The organism is Pseudonocardia yuanmonensis (assembly GCF_039542425.1).
Lineage (GTDB): Bacteria > Actinomycetota > Actinomycetes > Mycobacteriales > Pseudonocardiaceae > Pseudonocardia > Pseudonocardia yuanmonensis.
Genome location: NZ_BAABIC010000002.1, coordinates 17,177 through 32,129, shown reverse-complemented (window position 1 = coordinate 32,129; position 14,953 = coordinate 17,177). Strand labels below are relative to the sequence as shown.

The 14,953-nt window shown below is 74.8% G+C and carries 15 protein-coding genes; 9 read left to right on the top strand and 6 right to left on the bottom strand.

Going from position 1 to position 14,953, the window contains the following annotated elements:
* Positions 1 to 7 precede the first annotated feature (7 nt).
* Positions 8 to 1,018, bottom strand: a complete 1,011-nt coding sequence (locus ABD990_RS02535) for a thiamine-phosphate kinase (RefSeq protein ID WP_425569355.1) — start codon at positions 1,016 to 1,018, stop codon at positions 8 to 10.
* A gap of 84 nt (positions 1,019 to 1,102) precedes the next feature.
* Between ABD990_RS02535 and ABD990_RS02530 the strand changes: the two genes are divergently transcribed.
* Together ABD990_RS02530 and ABD990_RS02525 are read left to right on the top strand one after the other, a co-directional pair.
* Entirely contained in the window at positions 1,103 to 1,336 is a 234-nt protein-coding gene (locus ABD990_RS02530) for an Lrp/AsnC ligand binding domain-containing protein (RefSeq protein WP_345378046.1), read from the top strand.
* 23 nt (positions 1,337 to 1,359) lie between these two features.
* Entirely contained in the window at positions 1,360 to 1,938 is a 579-nt protein-coding gene (locus ABD990_RS02525; RefSeq protein WP_345378045.1) for a DUF3515 domain-containing protein, read from the top strand.
* A gap of 193 nt (positions 1,939 to 2,131) precedes the next feature.
* Here ABD990_RS02525 and ABD990_RS02520 read toward each other — a convergent pair whose 3' ends face one another.
* Positions 2,132 to 3,265 (bottom strand): D-alanine--D-alanine ligase family protein, encoded by a 1,134-nt coding sequence (locus tag ABD990_RS02520; protein ID WP_345378043.1) that lies wholly within the window; start codon positions 3,263 to 3,265, stop codon positions 2,132 to 2,134.
* Between the two features lie 129 nt (positions 3,266 to 3,394).
* Entirely contained in the window at positions 3,395 to 4,279 is an 885-nt protein-coding gene (locus ABD990_RS02515) for an isocitrate lyase/PEP mutase family protein (protein ID WP_345378042.1), read from the bottom strand.
* Positions 4,280 to 4,328: 49 nt separating this feature from the next.
* Here ABD990_RS02515 and ABD990_RS02510 point away from each other — a divergent pair, with 49 nt between their 5' ends.
* Both ABD990_RS02510 and ABD990_RS02505 read left to right on the top strand, forming a co-directional pair.
* Positions 4,329 to 4,760, top strand: a complete 432-nt coding sequence (locus ABD990_RS02510) for a TIGR03618 family F420-dependent PPOX class oxidoreductase (protein WP_345378040.1) — start codon at positions 4,329 to 4,331, stop codon at positions 4,758 to 4,760.
* Between the two features lie 229 nt (positions 4,761 to 4,989).
* Positions 4,990 to 7,545 (top strand): MFS transporter, encoded by a 2,556-nt coding sequence (locus tag ABD990_RS02505; RefSeq protein ID WP_345378555.1) that lies wholly within the window; start codon positions 4,990 to 4,992, stop codon positions 7,543 to 7,545.
* A gap of 124 nt (positions 7,546 to 7,669) precedes the next feature.
* Here the strand turns inward: ABD990_RS02505 and ABD990_RS02500 are convergent, their stop codons facing one another.
* A complete protein-coding gene (locus ABD990_RS02500) occupies positions 7,670 to 8,026 on the bottom strand; it encodes a nuclear transport factor 2 family protein (protein WP_345378038.1) in 357 nt (118 codons plus the stop codon).
* Between the two features lie 38 nt (positions 8,027 to 8,064).
* Positions 8,065 to 9,441 (bottom strand): MocR-like pyridoxine biosynthesis transcription factor PdxR, encoded by a 1,377-nt coding sequence (gene pdxR / locus ABD990_RS02495; RefSeq protein WP_345378037.1) that lies wholly within the window; start codon positions 9,439 to 9,441, stop codon positions 8,065 to 8,067.
* Between the two features lie 40 nt (positions 9,442 to 9,481).
* On the opposite strand from pdxR, the gene ABD990_RS02490 reads away from it, so the two are divergent.
* Both ABD990_RS02490 and ABD990_RS02485 read left to right on the top strand, forming a co-directional pair.
* Entirely contained in the window at positions 9,482 to 10,159 is a 678-nt protein-coding gene (locus tag ABD990_RS02490; RefSeq protein WP_345378036.1) for a pyridoxamine 5'-phosphate oxidase family protein, read from the top strand.
* A 132-nt stretch (positions 10,160 to 10,291) separates the two neighbouring features.
* Positions 10,292 to 10,663: a hypothetical protein gene (locus ABD990_RS02485; RefSeq protein WP_345378034.1), complete on the top strand. Its 372-nt coding sequence runs from the start codon at positions 10,292 to 10,294 to the stop codon at positions 10,661 to 10,663.
* Between the two features lie 70 nt (positions 10,664 to 10,733).
* Here ABD990_RS02485 and ABD990_RS02480 read toward each other — a convergent pair whose 3' ends face one another.
* The gene (locus tag ABD990_RS02480; RefSeq protein WP_345378032.1) at positions 10,734 to 11,273 is read right to left on the bottom strand and encodes a TetR/AcrR family transcriptional regulator; all 540 of its coding nucleotides are present in this window, start codon (positions 11,271 to 11,273) and stop codon (positions 10,734 to 10,736) included.
* Between the two features lie 46 nt (positions 11,274 to 11,319).
* Here ABD990_RS02480 and ABD990_RS02475 point away from each other — a divergent pair, with 46 nt between their 5' ends.
* The 3 genes from ABD990_RS02475 to ABD990_RS02465 are packed head-to-tail and all read left to right on the top strand — an operon-like array spanning position 11,320 to position 14,923.
* Positions 11,320 to 11,826: a GNAT family N-acetyltransferase gene (locus tag ABD990_RS02475; protein ID WP_345378030.1), complete on the top strand. Its 507-nt coding sequence runs from the start codon at positions 11,320 to 11,322 to the stop codon at positions 11,824 to 11,826.
* Between the two features lie 11 nt (positions 11,827 to 11,837).
* Complete coding sequence (locus tag ABD990_RS02470) at positions 11,838 to 13,934, top strand: prolyl oligopeptidase family serine peptidase (RefSeq protein ID WP_345378028.1); 2,097 nt, start codon at positions 11,838 to 11,840, stop codon at positions 13,932 to 13,934.
* Entirely contained in the window at positions 13,931 to 14,923 is a 993-nt protein-coding gene (locus tag ABD990_RS02465) for a mechanosensitive ion channel family protein (RefSeq protein ID WP_345378027.1), read from the top strand. Before ABD990_RS02470 ends, ABD990_RS02465 begins: the two co-directional genes overlap by 4 nt.
* The last annotated feature ends 30 nt before the right edge of the window (positions 14,924 to 14,953 follow it).

The window sequence follows — 14,953 nt, the reverse complement described above, 5'->3', positions numbered from 1 at the left end:
GGTGCGGTCAGGTGAAGTGCTCCCACCCCGCGGCCCCGGCGTAGGGCTCGCCGTCGACGACCACGCCCTCCCCCTCCTCGACCGCGCCGAGCACGACGAACCCCTCGGGCAGGGCGGTGCCGGCCGGGAAGGTCGCCGCCAGTGCGTGGTCCTCGCCGCCGGTCAGCATCCAGTCGAGGGGATCGACGCCGAGCGCGGGCGCGATCTCCGCCAGCCGCCCGGGCACGGCGAAGGCCTCGCGGCGCAGCGCGATCCGCACCCCCGACTCGAGGGCGACGTGGCCCAGGTCGGCCAGCAGGCCGTCCGAGACGTCGATCATCGCGGTCGCTCCGCCGAGCGCGGCAGCGGGCCCGGCGGCGTAGGGCGGGGTGGGTGCGCGGTGGGCGTCGACGATCGCCCCCGGGGACCGGAAGCCGCGGGTCAGCACGGCCAGCCCCGCGGCGGCCCAGCCGAGCCGTCCGCACACGGCGACGACGTCGCCGGGCCGGGCCCCCGCGCGCGTCACCGGTGCGCGCCCCTCCAGGGAGCCGAGCGCGGTCACCGAGACGACGAGCGTGGACGAGGCGGCGACGTCCCCGCCGACCAGCCCGACGCCGACGACCCCGGCCTCGGCCCACATCCCCTCGGCCAGCCCCTCGAGCGTCTCGACGGGTGTCTCCCGCGGCGCGGCGAGCCCGACGAGCAGGCCGGTCGGCACCGCGCCCATCGCGGCGACGTCGGCGAGGTTGGCCGCGACCGCCTTGCGCCCGACGTCCCGCGGCGTGGACCAGTCGAGCCGGAAGTGCACGCCCTCCACCAGGACGTCGACGCACGCCACCACCCGCCCGTCCGGCTGGGCCACGACGGCGGCGTCGTCCCCGGGGCCGAGCAGAGTCGCCGGTGGCTGCGCGCGGTCGCGGGTCACCCGCTCGATGAGCCCGAACTCCCCGATCGTGGCCAGGGCGGGCGGTTCGTCCGGTCCGCTCGGTGTGTCGCTCGCCTCGGTGGCCCCCGGCGGGGTGCGCGACGATGGGGACACGGGCTCTCCTCAGGTACGTTGCCTTCCGACTTTCCTACCGGACATCCTCCGGCGGGACTCCAGCAGAACCGGAAGGGGCACGCCGTGGTGCAGGCCTACATCCTGATCCAGACCGAGGTCGGCAAGGCGGCGGCGGTGGCCGCCGAGATCGCCGCGCTCACCGGCGTCGTCACGGCCGAGGACGTCACCGGACCATACGACGTCATCGTCCGCGCCGAGGCGGCCGATGTCGACGAGCTGGGTCAGCTCGTCGTCGCACGGGTGCAGGGGGTCCCCGGGATCACCCGGACCCTGACCTGCCCGGTGGTCAAGCTCTGAGCGGAGCCGGCCCGGTCCCACCCATGTCCCCGACCAGTCCGCAGCACGGCCCCGACCTGCGACGGCCGGCGGTGGTCCTCGCGATCGCGCTACCGGTCCTGCTCGCCCTGGTCGTGGCCGGCCTGGCCGTCGCGGCGCGGGCCGGGGCGTTCGACGCGCCCGCCCCCGCCCCGGAGACCGGTCCGCTCGCCCTCGCGCCGGTCGACGCACCGGCGGCCTCCTCGCAGGCCTGCACGGACCTGCTCGCGGCGCTGCCCGCCGACCTCCCCGGCGAGCCCGCGTTCCCCGCGCGGCCGCTCGCCGAGCCCGTGCAGCCCGGCGCCCGCGCCTGGGCCGCCGCGCCCCGGCCGGTCGTGCTGCGCTGCGGTCTCCCCCGCCCGCAGGAGCTGACCCCGACCTCCACGCTCACGGACGTCAACGGCGTCAGCTGGCTCACGATCTCCGACGGCACCCCCCAGCCGACGCTGGTCACCTACGTCGCCGTGGACCGCGAGGTCTACGTGGCGCTCACGACCCCCACCGCGGTCGGCACCGGCCCGGTCCAGGCGGTCTCCGACACGATCGCCCGCACCTTCCCCCGCACCGGCATCGCCGTCCGCTGACCCCGGGAACTCCCGACTCGCGCTGCAGGAAGCCCCGACTCGCGGACGATCGGGCGCGAGTCGGGAGCCACGGCACCGCGAGTCGGGAGCTACGGCACCCGCGAGTCGGCGCTTCCGGGCGACCGAACCCACGTCTCGGAAGCGACCGGGACGTGCGACTCGGTGACCGCGGAGTGCCGACTCGCGGAGACGGTCAGCGCAGGCCGGTGCCTCGGGCGAGAGCGGTGTCGACCAGCGTGGCGAGCAGCGTGGGGTAGTCGACACCCGTGTGCGCCCACATCCGTGGGTACATCGAGATGGGCGTGAAGCCCGGCATCGTGTTGACCTCGTTGACGGTCAGCTCCCCGCCCTCGCCGACGAAGAAGTCGACCCGGGCCAGCCCCTGGCAGTCCAGGGCGCGGAAGGCGGCGACCGCCATCTCGCGCAGCCGCTCGGCGACGGCGTCGTCGAGCTTGGCCGGGATGTCGAACTCGCAGACGTCGTCGAGGTACTTGGCCTCGAAGTCGTAGAACTCGCTGGTCCCGCCGACGAGCCGGATCTCGGCGGGCAGCGAGGCGCGCAGCGAGCCGTCCGGCAGCTCCAGCACCCCGCACTCGACCTCGCGCCCGACGACCGCGGCCTCGACCAGCACCTTCGGGTCGTGTGCGCGGGCGGTGGCGATCGCGGTGTCGAGGTCCGCCCAGTCGCTCACCTTCGTGATGCCGACGGACGAGCCCGCCCGCGCCGGCTTGACGAACACCGGCAGCCCGAGCCGGTCGCGCTCGTCGGCCGAGAGGGTCCGCTGCTGGGGCCGCAGCACCACGAGGTTCCCGGCGGGCAGCCCGTCGGCGGCCAGGAGCTTCTTGGTGAACTCCTTGTCCATCCCGGCCGCGCTGGCGAACACCCCGGCGCCGACGTAGGGCAGCCCGGCCATCTCGAGCAGGCCCTGGATGGTGCCGTCCTCCCCGAACGGGCCGTGCAGCACCGGGAACACGACGTCGACGCCCGCGAGCACCTCGCCCGCGCGCCCCGGGTCGAGGCGCAGCAGGCCGCCCCGGGTGGGGTCGCCGGGCAGGGCGAGCGCGGTGGCGGTGGGGTCGACCTGCGGCAGCGCACGGTCCCGGATCCGCAGCGCGGCGGGATCGTCCGTGCCGAGGACCCACGCGCCGTCGGGCGCGATCCCGACCGGCACGACGTCGAACCGCTCGCGGTCGAGATGGGTCAGCACGCTCCCCGCCGACACGCACGAGATCGCGTGCTCGGAGCTGCGCCCGCCGAAGACGACGGCCACCCGGATCCGGTCCCGCCGGGTTGTCGCCGGGACCGCCGCGTTCGCAGGCTCGCTCATGACCGGGGAGCGTAGGCGGGCCCACCGGCCGACCGCCGCACGCCCCGCCGTTCCCCGTCCCCGCATGAGCGAGCGGCGCTCTCGCTCATACCTACTGAACGAGGGTGCCGCTCGCTCATCCTCGGCGGCTCAGTGGTACCGCTGCTCCAGCTCCTGCACCTCGGGCAGCCCGACCAGCGAGGTGAACTCGTCGAAGGCGGGCAGCCCGGGCAGCGCGGCCTGCGGCGTGCCGTCCTTGCGCAGCGTCTCCAGCAGCGACCGGATCCCGGCGGTGGCCGCGAGCAGCGTGCCGATCGGGTAGAGCACCAGCGCGAACCCCAGCTCGGCGATGCGCTCCAGGGTCAGCGGCGGGGTCTTCCCGCCCTCGGCCCAGTTGAAGACGAGGGGGGCGACGCCGGCGAGCTCGCCCGCGACCCGCTCGATGTCCGCCCCCGAGGTGGGCGCCTCGACGAACAGCAGATCCGCGCCCGCGTCCCGGAACGCCCGGGCCCGCTCGATCGCCGCGTCGACACCCTCGACGGCCACCGCATCCGTGCGCGCGATGATCAGGAACTCCGGGTCGCGGCGGGCCTCGGTGGCGGCCCGGATCTTCCCGAGCATCTCCGGCAGCGGCACGATCTCCTTGCCGCTCATGTGACCGCACTTCTTCGGCGTGACCTGGTCCTCGAGCTGGATCGCGGCGACCCCGGCCTGCTCGTAGGTCTGCACGGTGCGCAGCACGTTGATCGCGTTGCCGTAGCCCGTGTCGCCGTCGGCGATCACCGGCACGTCGACGGCCGCGACGAGCCGCCGGGCGTTGTCGGCCATCTCGGTCCCGGTGAGCAGGCCGACGTCCGGGCGCCCCAGCAGGCCCGCCGTCGTCCCGAACCCGGTCATGTATACCGCGTCGAAGCCCGCCTGCTCCACGAGCCGGGCGGACAGGGCGTCGTAGGCGCCGGGGGCGAGGAGCGGGCCGGGCCCGCAGAGCAGGTCGCGCAGCCGGGCGCGGGGAGCTGTGGACAGCAGGTCTGACATGGCACGAGCGTGGCACAGACTCGTCGGTGACCGGGTCCACACTGGGGACATGAGCATGGATCTGGAGGCGGTCCGCCGGATCGTCGGGCAGGAGCACGGGCTCGCGTCGGTCAGTGTGGTGCGGGAGGACGGCACCCCGCACTCGTCCCTCGTCAACGCCGGGGTGCTCGAGCACCCGCGGACGGGGGCGCCGGTCGTCGGGTACGTGACGTACGGGCCGGTCAAGTTGCGCAACCTGCGGGCCAGGCCGGCCACCTCCGTGCTCTGGCGGGCGGGCTGGCGGTGGGCGGCGGTCGACGGCACGAGCGAGCTGATCGGTCCGGGGGACGGCGATCCGGAGGAGCTGCGGCTGCTGCTGCGGGCGGTGTTCACCGCGGCGGGCGGCACGCACGACGACTGGGAGACCTACGACCGCGTGATGCGCGAGGAGGGCCGCGTGGCCGTGCTCGTCACCCCGACGGCGACCTACGGCAACGCCTGAGCGCACCTCCCGTGGTCGCGGCACCTTCCTGTGGGACATCCCACCTCCGACGGCGGAACTTCCGGGTCGACCGTGGCGCCCTGAAACGGTTAGCCTGAGACAACTAATTCGCCGTCCGTGGGGAGGACCCGTGCCGGCCGAGCAGGCTGCCGTCATCGACCGACCGGGGGACGTCCGCGACCCCGGCCCGGGCTACAAGTGGATCGCCCTGTCCAACACCACGTTGGGCATGCTCATGGCGACGATCAACTCGTCCATCGTGCTGATCGCGCTGCCGGACATCTTCCGCGGGATCGGGATCGACCCGCTCGAGTCGTCGAACACCAGCTACCTCCTGTGGATGATCATGGGCTTCCTGGTCGTCACGGCGGTGCTGGTCGTCGGCTTCGGCCGGCTCGGCGACATGTTCGGCCGCGTCCGGATGTACAACCTCGGCTTCGCCGTGTTCACGGTCTCGTCGATCCTGCTGGCGGTCACCTGGCAGCAGGGCGACGCCGCCGCGGTCTGGCTGATCGCCTGGCGCATCGTGCAGGGCATCGGCGGCGCGTTCCTGATGGCGAACTCGAGCGCGATCCTCACGGACGCGTTCCCGGTCAACCAGCGCGGGCTCGCGCTGGGCATCAACGGCGTCGCCGCGATCGCCGGGTCCTTCCTGGGTCTGGTGATCGGCGGCCTGCTGGGCCCGGTGAACTGGCACCTGGTGTTCGTCGTGTCCGTGCCGTTCGGCGTGTTCGGCACCTTCTGGGCCTACTACAAGCTGCACGACAACGGCCGCCGCGTGCGGGCGAAGATGGACTGGTGGGGCAACATCACCTTCGCGGTGGGCCTCATCGTGCTGCTGATCGGCATCACCTACGGGATCCAGCCCTACGGCGACAGCGTGATGGGCTGGGGCAGCCCGATGGTGCTGAGCTGCATCATCGGCGGGGTCGTGGTGCTGGTGATCTTCGGGCTCATCGAGACGAAGGTCGCCGCGCCGCTGTTCGAGCTCTCGCTCTTCCGCAACCGCGCCTTCACGCTCGGCAACCTGGCGAACCTGCTCGCCTCGCTCGGCCGCGGCGGCCTGCAGTTCGTGCTGATCATCTGGTTGCAGGGCATCTGGCTGCCGCAGCACGGCTACAGCTTCGAGCAGACCCCGCTCTGGGCGGGCATCTACATGCTCCCGCTGACCATCGGCTTCCTCGCCTCGGCGCCGCTGTCCGGCGTGCTGTCGGACAGGTGGGGCACGAAGTGGTTCACCACCGGCGGCATGGTGATCACCGCGGTCAGCTTCGTCCTGCTGGAGATCCTGCCGGTCGACTTCGCGTACTGGGCGTTCGCGGTCGTCCTGCTGGTCAACGGCATCGGGATGGGCCTGTTCGCCTCGCCGAACCGGGCCGAGATCATGAACAGCCTGCCGGCCGACGCCCGGGGCGCCGGTGCGGGCATGACGGCGACGTTCCAGAACGCCGCGATGGTGCTGTCGATCGGCTTCTTCTTCAGCCTGATGATCGCCGGCCTGTCCACGCACCTGCCCTCCGTCATGGAGACCGGCCTGGTGCAGAACGGCGCCCCGGCGGCCGACGCCTCGCGCATCGCCGACCTCCCGCCGGTCGGCGTGCTGTTCGCCGCGTTCCTCGGCTACAACCCGATCCAGGAGCTGCTGGGCGACGTCCTCGACCGGATCCCGGCCGACCAGGCGAGCTTCCTCACCGGCCGCAGCTTCTTCCCGAACCTGATCTCCGGGCCCTTCTCCGAGGGCCTCACCGCGGCGTTCTGGTTCGCGGTGGCGGCCTGTGTGGTCGCGGCCGTCGCGTCGATCTTCACCGGCACCCGGTGGAACGAGCCCGCCACGGCGCCGCTGCCGACCGTGCGCCCGGAGCCGGGCGTCGGCGGTGCCGCGCTCGCGAGCTTCGCCGGGGCGGCCGACGGGGTCCCTGCGGCGGGCACCGTCCTCGGTGCGCTGCGCACGCGGCACGGCACGGCGATCCCGGGCGGCGTCGTGACCGTCACGGCGCCGGACGGCCGGCAGGTCGGCCGCGCCGAGGTCGACCAGGGCGGCACGTACGCCCTGCACGGCCTGCCGAGCGGCACGTTCATGGTCGTCGCGACCGCGCCGGGCTTCCGGCCGGAGGTGGCCACCGTCGCGCTCGACGGCCGGGGCGCCACCCAGGACTTCGACCTCGGCGGCGACGGCGCGGTGCACGGCCTGGTCCGCGCGGGCGAGCGTCCCGCGCCGCAGGTCTCGGTGCTCGCGCTCGACGGCACGGGCCGGCTCGTGGGCCGGACCGTGACCGGCGAGGACGGGCGCTTCCGCCTCGACGGCATCCCCGTCGGCACCACCACGCTCACCGCCACCCTGGCCGGGCACGAGCCCAGGGCCACCACGGTGCACGTCACCGGCGAGGGCGCCACCCCCGTCGAGCTGGTGCTCGCCGCCGGCGGCGGGCTGGGCGGCACGGTCACCGGTCCGGACGGCCGGTTCCTGCCCGACGCGCTGGTCACCGTGGTCGACGGGGCCGGCGAGGTCGTCGCGACGGCCACGAGCGGGGCGGACGGCCGGTTCGCCGTGCCGCGGATGCTGCCGGGCGCCTACACCGTGACCACCAGCGTGCACCTGCCCGCGGTCGCGCGGGTGGAGCTGGCCGGGGCGGGCACCACGGAGGTCGAGCTGCGGCTCGGCGCCGTGGGGTCGGCCGCGCACGGTACGGAGGACGGCGGAGGGAACGGCACGGGTAACGGCACGGGCTCCGACCGGGCCCGGTCACCGCACCACCCCCGTGGCCGGGGACTGACGAGTTCGTAGGCCCGCACACCGCGGTGGGTGCGGGTCTACGGCCTTCCCGCGAGCGGCTCGATCAGCCGATGTCCGCGACGGTGGAGCGGCGTCCCCGGAGCGGCCTCGGAGTGCGGAGTCGGTCGGAGTGGCGTCACCGCGGCTCGGGGGTGAACCGCGCCGTCTGCGCGACGATCAGCCCGTCCCGCACCACCACGGTGTCGATCCCGTCGGACACGGTCGCGACGTCGGACTCCAGCGACCACTCCAGGAGGAGCACCCCGTCCGCACCCGCCGTCGCCTCGGTGACCGACTTCTCGGTGAACACGCAGTTCGGCATCTGCTCGAGCAGCCCGCCGAAGGCCTGGCGGAGCCCGTCGTGTCCCTGCAGCGTGGCGCCGGGGGTCACCAGGACGGCGTCGGGCGCGTAGTCGGCGAGGATCGCCTCCACGTCGTGCGCGTTCAGGGCCTTGAGGTGGTCGGTGAGGACCTCGACGGCGGTGCGCGGCATGGCGCTTCTCCTCTCGCGGCGGTGCGGGAGCCCCGAGCCTAACGACCGTTCGACAGCCCTGTCAGCCCTCTCAGAGCCGCGGCCAGGACCGGGAGGGCCGCGACGAACCCGGCGCGGGTCGGTCCGGCGTACCCGATCACGATCCCGCCCGGCGCGCCCGCACCCGCGTACCGCTCCAGCACCTCGAGCCCGACCCCGCGCTCCGCGGCGGCGGCCTGCACGGAGCGCGCGGTGGCCGCGTCGGGCAGCGGGACGAGGACGTGCGCCCCGGCCCGGTCGCCCCGCAGCGGCACCCCCGCCAGGGCCTCGACCAGCAGGCTGCGCCGCTCCCCCAGCTCCCGGCGCAGCCTGCGCAGGTGCCGGGCCAGGTCCCCCGAGGTGGCGAAGGCCGTGAACACCCGCTGCCCCGCCGGCGCCGGCCGCGACCCGGTCCGCTCCCGGCGGTCCAGCACGGCCTCGCGGACCGCGGGCGGCGCGACCAGCCAGCCGCTGCCGAGCGTGGGTGTGAGGATCTTGCTGCTGGTCCCGAGGTGCGCGACGACGTCCGGCCCCAGCGCGGCCAGCAGCGGCAGCGGGGCGACGTCGTAGCGCAGCTCGCCGTCGTAGTCGTCCTCGATGACGAGCAGCCCCTCGGCGCGGGCCCGTTCGACGAGCGCGATCCGCCGTGCGGCCGGCATCCGCCCGCCCACCGGGAACTGGTGCGCCGGGGTGCAGTACACCGCCGCCAGGCCCGCCGGCAGGTCCTCGACCCGCAGGCCCTCGTCGTCGACCGGCACACCGACCACCTCGAGCCCGGCCGCGGCCAGCGCGTCGGCGGCCCGCCGGTACCCGGGCTCCTCCACCGCGACCCGGGCCCCGGCGGGCAGCACCCGGGCGAGCTCGGCGATCGCGCCGGTGCTCCCGACGGTGGCGAGCACCTCACCGGGCCGGGCGACGAGCCCACGGTGCCGCAGCAGGTGCTCTCCCACGGCCGCGCGGAACTCGGGCAACCCTGCGTACCGGGGCAGCAGGTCGGGCTCGGTGTCCGCGGCCGCCCGCCAGGCACGCCGCCACGCCGCGCGGTCCAGGACCTCGGTGCACGGCGTCCCCGGCTGCAGCTCGATCCGCGGGTGCTCGTCGGCGGGCTCGGCGCGGGGGCTCGGCCCGGGCACCGGACCGGCGGCCGGGACGGCGGTGACGAAGGTGCCCGCACCCACCCGCCCCTGCACCCAGCCCTCGGCCAGCAGCTGGTCGTACGCCGCCGCCGTCACGGTGCGACTCACCCGCAGGACGCCGGCCAGCTCGCGGGTCGACGGCAGCCGGTCCCCCGCCCGGAGCGTCCCGCCAGCGGCCGCGGCGCGCAGGGCGTCCGCCAGCTGCGCGGCGAGCGGCTCCGGGCTCGCGCGGTCCAGGTGCAACGGCGGCAGCTCGGTCACGAGTGGCCTTCCGGATTCGAGTCGGAGTGGCCGTTCCAGGATGCCACCCCGGGCCCGCAGACTCGACCCCGTGACCGGCACCCTCTCGCCCACCCCGCGCAGCACCCTCGGCCGCCTCCGCGAGCGGGGCGCGACCGACCGGGCCGCGCTGTACGACGTCCTCGACCACGGCCTCGTCTGCCACCTCGCGCTGGTCCGCGACGGCGCCCCGGTCGTGCTGCCCACCGGGTACGGCCGCATCGGCGACACCCTCTACGTGCACGGCTCCTCCGGCGCGCGCTGGCTGCGCGAGGGCGCCGTCCCGGTGTGCGCGACCGTGACGCACCTCGACGGCATCGTCTACGCCCGCTCGGTCTTCCACTTCTCGATGAACTACCGCAGCGCCGTGGCGCACGGCACCGCGCGGCTGGTCACCGAGGAACCCGAGCGCACCGCGGCGCTGCGCGCCATCGTCGAGCACCTCGCCCCCGGCTCCTGGGACCATGCGCGCCCGCCCACCCGGCGCGAGCTCGCCGCCACCGCCGTGCTCGCGCTGGACCTCGACGAGGCCAGCGTGAAGATCCGCACCGGCCCGCCGTCCGACGACCCGGAGGACATCTCGCCGGAGGTCTGGGCCGGCGTCGTCCCCCTGACCACCACCTTCGGCACACCCGAACCGGACCCGCACGTGCCCGCCGACGCCCCCACCCCTCCGCACGTCACCGCCCGCACCCTGTGAGCGACGATTGCCCCCAGAAGGAGCGTTCACGCTCACGACCCCCAGGGACCAGCGGAAACCGCTGGCGCCCGCTTCGCCCCGTCCCGGATGATCGTTCCGCCCGATCACCCGGCGACCGAGAGGAGCGAGGCCATGACCCGGTCGACCGCGCGCACCGAGGTCCGCCGGGCGGACGACGACGAGCTCATCGGCTTCGTCGAGCGCGATCCCGCAGGCACCTGGCGGGCACTGTCGGTGTTCGGCGGGCTGATCACCACCGCCGGGACCGAGGAGGCCGCGACCGCCGAGGTGACCGGCCGGGGCCTGGCCGTGCTGGCCGAGACGTGGTGGTTCCGCGGCGAGCCGGCCGTGCTGCTGGAGGCGGCGCCGGGCCGGGTCGTGGCGCGCGTGGGCGGGATCGCGGCGTTGGCCGCGGTGGTCGGCTCCGCCGGCAGCGCGGACGGCCACCGTCTGCTCACCCTCACCGGCCCGGAGATCGGCGAGCTCACCCTCCGCCGTCCCTGACCGCACCGCGTTCCGGCGCCTCGCACCCGGCCCTTCACCACGGGTCCGGTGTGCGGGGCGCCCGGAGCGCTCACCGCAGCCGGGCGACGTACGCCGCCACCGCCGAGCCGGCGCGCTCGGCGTCCCCGGTCGCGAGCAGGTCCAGCAGGGCACCGCGGAGGAGCGCGAGCGCCTCCGTGGCCGCGGGCCCGGGCAGCACCCGCCCGAGGACCGCGAGCCAGTCCCGCACCGTCGCCTCGGCGAACCCCGCCCACGGCCCCTCCGGCTCGACGAGCGAGCGCCCGTACCCCTCGACCCACAGCCGCAGCAGGTCGCGGTGTGCCGGCGCGGCGAGCCACTCCCACACCGTCCGCAGCAGCGCGGCCGCGTCGTTTTCCGGCAGCCCGTCGAGCAGGGCGAGCTCGGCGCTGCGGGCGCGCCCGAGCAGGGCCCGGACCAGCCCGTCCTTGGACCCGAACAGGTAGAGCAGCACGCGGGGACTGCTGCCCACCTCGCGGGCCAGCGGACGCAGCGACAACCCGGCGAGCCCGTGCCGCAGGACGTACGCGTAGGCCGCCTCGAGCAGCTCCTCGCGCCGCGGCGAGCCCGCCCCTTGCACCTCGTCGCCCATCGCGCCATCCTGCACTGAAACACTCGTTTCAGTCGAGGAGGCCTCGATGGCCGACGTCGAGATCCGCGAGATCGGCAGGCCCGGCGACCTCGGGTGGATCGTGGCCGCGCACGGCGAGCTGTACGCCGCCGAGTTCGGCTGGGACGCGAGCTTCGAGGCGCTGGTGGCGCGGATCGTGGCGGACTTCACGCCCGGCCCCCGCGAGCGCGGCTGGATCGCCGAGCTCGACGGCCGGCGCGTGGGCTGTGTGCTGTGCGTCACCGGCTCCGACCCCGACACCGCCGTCCTGCGGATCCTGCTCGTCCATCCCGACGCGCGCGGGCACGGGCTGGGCCACCGACTCGTCGCCACCTGCGTCGACTTCGCCCGGGACCGGGGCTACCGCACGCTGCGGCTCTGGACCAACGACGTCCTCGCCGCGGCCCGCCGGATCTACCTCGACGCCGGGTTCCGGCTGGTCGCCGAGGAGCCCCACCACAGCTTCGGCGCGGACCTCGTCGGGCAGGACTACGCACTGCCCCTGGTCCCGGGTCCCGTCCGGGTGGTCCCGTAGCCTCCGATCGTGTGAGCACGTCCTACCCCGAGGCCGATCGGCTGGACCTGGTCGAGGAGCTGCACGGTCGCCGCGTCGCCGATCCCTACCGCTGGCTCGAGGACCCGGAGGACCCCCGCACCCGCGAGTGGTCGGCGGCGCAGGACGAGCTCGCCCGCGGCCGGCTGGACGCCCTGCCCGGCCGGCAGGTCCTCGAGGCGCGGCTGCGCGAGCTGCTCTCCGCCGGGTCCGTCTCGGTGCCGCTCTGGCGGGCCGGGCGGGCCTTCTTCACCCGCCGCGAGCCCGGGCAGGAGCACGCGGTGGTCCACGTCCGCGAGCCCGACGGGACCGAGCGGGCTCTGCTCGACCCGGTCGCCCTCGACCCGAGCGGGTTGACCACGCTCGACACCTGGGTGCCGGACCTGGAGGGCACGAGGATCGCCTACCAGGTCTCCCACGGCGGCGACGAGCAGTCGGTCCTGTACCTGCTCGACGTCGCGACCGGTGACGTCGTCGAGGGCCCGATCGACCGCTGCCGCTACTCGTCGGTGGCCTGGCTGCCCGGCGGCGCCGAGTTCGTCTACGTGCGCAAGGTCGCCCCGGGCGAGGTCGACGACGGCGAGGAGGACTTCCACCGGCGCGTCTGGCGGCACCGCGTCGGCACCCCGGACACCGAGGACGAGCTGGTCACCGGTCCGGGTCTGTACGAGGACCACACGTACTACGGGGTCCGGGTGTCCCGGGACGGTCGGTGGCTCGTCGTCACCGCCAACGTCGGGACCGCCCGCCGGGACAGCGTGTGGATCACCGAGCTGACGGACGGGAAGACGCCCGAGCTCGTCCCGGTCCTCACCCAGGCCGACGACGTCCAGGCCACCTGCTGGGTCGAGCGGGACGGCCGGTTCTACATCCACACCACGGACGGCGCGCCCCGCTGGCGGCTCGCCGTCGCCGACCCCGCGACGCCCCAGCGCGAGCACTGGCGCGAGCTCGTCCCCGAGGACCCCGGCTCGGTGCTGCAGGCCGTCCGCTGGCTCGAGCCCGCCCCGGGCAGCGGCGACGAGCCGCGGCTCGTCCTCGCCCGCGCCCGGCACGCGGTGGCCGAGCTCGCCCTGCACACCGTCGACGGCACCCCGGCCGGCGTGATCCCGCTGCCCGGCACCGGCTCGCTGACCGGGCTCACGGTCGCCGACCGGGACACGCCGGACCGCTACGGCCAGGTCTGGATCGGCTGGACCGACCTCGTGACCCCGCCGCAGGTGCACCGCTACGAGCGCGGCGCGACGGTCCTCGAGGCCACCGCCCCCGGCCAGGTCGCGCTGCCCGCCGTGCGCTCCGAGCTGCGCGAGTTCACCTCCAAGGACGGCACGACGGTCCGGATGTTCGTGGTCACGCCGGCCGAGGGCGACGGCCCGTGGCCGGTGCTGATGACCGGCTACGGCGGCTTCTCGATCGCCCGCGAGCCCGCGTACACGTCGTCGGCCCTGGCCTGGGTCGCCTCCGGCGGCGCGTACGCGCTGGTCGGGCTGCGCGGCGGCGGCGAGGAGGGCGAGGCCTGGCACCTCGCCGGCAACCGGGCGAACAAGCAGAACGTGTTCGACGACCTCCACGCGGCCGGCGAGGCCCTGGTCGCCGCGGGCACCACCACCCCCAGGCAGCTCGGCATCCAGGGCGGCTCGAACGGCGGCCTGCTCGTCGGGGCCGCGCTGACCCAGCGGCCGGACCTGTACGCCGCCGTCGTCTGCTCGGCACCGCTGCTGGACATGGTCCGCTACGAGCTGTTCTCGCTGGGCCGCACCTGGAACGACGAGTACGGCACCGCGGACGACCCGGAGCAGCTGGACTGGCTGCTCTCCTACTCCCCCTACCATCACGTCCGGGAAGGCGTGGCGTACCCGGCCACGCTCTTCACCGTGTTCGAGTCGGACACCCGCGTCGACCCGCTGCACGCCCGCAAGATGTGCGCGGCGTTGCAGCACGCCACGACCGGTGACCTGCTCGACCGCCCCGTGCTGCTGCGCCGCGAGACGGACGTCGGGCACGGGGCACGTTCGATCTCGCGCACCGTCGCGCTGTCCGTGGACACCCTGGCCTTCCTGGCCTTCCACACCGGTCTGGAGCTGTCGTGACGATCCCCCTTCCGGACGCCGTCGACGCCGTGCCCCTCGCCGACCCGCCCGCCTGCGCCGCGCAGGCGGGGACGTGGTGCGCGCGCTTCTACGAGTGGACGAACAACGACTTCCTCGCCAACTCGGCCGACGCCCTCGTCAACGGCGCCATCAAGATCGCGCTGATCGTCGTGATCGCCGTCGTGGTGCGGCACCTGCTGCACCGGGCGATCAACCGGGTGATCGACGGCGCGTCGAACGGGAAGATCACCAAGCTGCTCGGCCGCGCCCCGAGGCGGCTGCGCTCCACCCCGCTGATCTCGCAGCGGCGCATCCAGCGCGCCCGCACCATCGGCTCGGTGCTGCGCTCGATCACCTCCGCCGTGGTCCTGCTGATCGCCGCGGTGATGATCCTCGCGGAGTTCGGCGTCGCGCTCGGGCCGATCCTGGCCTCGGCGGGGATCGTCGGCGTCGCGGTCGGCTTCGGCGCGCAGAACCTGGTGCGGGACTTCCTGTCCGGCATGTTCATGCTGCTCGAGGACCAGTACGGCGTCGGCGACATCGTCGACCTCGGCGAGGCGAGCGGCACCGTCGAGGCCGTCGGGCTGCGGATCACCACGATCCGGGACCTGCAGGGCACCGTCTGGTACGTCCGCAACGGCGAGATCCTGCGCGTCGGCAACAAGAGCCAGGGCTACGCCGTGGCCGTCGTCGACCTGCCGCTCGCGCACTCCGCGGACATGGCCGAGGCCTCCGAGCTGGCCGGGCGGGTGGCCGCCGAGCGTGTCGCCCAGGAGGACATCGCCGAGGACGTGCTGGAGGACCCGGAGGTCCTCGGCGTCGAGAAGGTCACCGCGGAGGGCGCCACGCTGCGGCTCACGGTCAAGGTCAACCCGGGCAAGCAGTGGGCCGTGCAGCGGGCGCTCAACGCCGCCATCACGGACGCGTTCGACGACCACGGCGTCCCCCGCCCCGTGCCGCTCGGCCTCGGGGGCAGACTGGAGGCGTGAGCGAGCCAGCCGGCTCACCGTCAGCACAGC

Coding starts and splice junctions, on each gene's coding strand:
- ABD990_RS02525 (WP_345378045.1), top strand. CDS start 1,360: ATGTCCCCGACCAGTCCGCAGCACGGCCCCGACCTGCGACGGCCGGCG.
- ABD990_RS02520 (WP_345378043.1), bottom strand. CDS start 3,265: ATGAGCGAGCCTGCGAACGCGGCGGTCCCGGCGACAACCCGGCGGGAC.
- ABD990_RS02515 (WP_345378042.1), bottom strand. CDS start 4,279: ATGTCAGACCTGCTGTCCACAGCTCCCCGCGCCCGGCTGCGCGACCTG.
- ABD990_RS02510 (WP_345378040.1), top strand. CDS start 4,329: ATGAGCATGGATCTGGAGGCGGTCCGCCGGATCGTCGGGCAGGAGCAC.
- ABD990_RS02505 (WP_345378555.1), top strand. CDS start 4,990: ATGCTCATGGCGACGATCAACTCGTCCATCGTGCTGATCGCGCTGCCG.
- ABD990_RS02500 (WP_345378038.1), bottom strand. CDS start 8,026: ATGCCGCGCACCGCCGTCGAGGTCCTCACCGACCACCTCAAGGCCCTG.
- ABD990_RS02490 (WP_345378036.1), top strand. CDS start 9,482: ATGCCACCCCGGGCCCGCAGACTCGACCCCGTGACCGGCACCCTCTCG.
- ABD990_RS02485 (WP_345378034.1), top strand. CDS start 10,292: ATGACCCGGTCGACCGCGCGCACCGAGGTCCGCCGGGCGGACGACGAC.
- ABD990_RS02480 (WP_345378032.1), bottom strand. CDS start 11,273: ATGGGCGACGAGGTGCAAGGGGCGGGCTCGCCGCGGCGCGAGGAGCTG.
- ABD990_RS02475 (WP_345378030.1), top strand. CDS start 11,320: ATGGCCGACGTCGAGATCCGCGAGATCGGCAGGCCCGGCGACCTCGGG.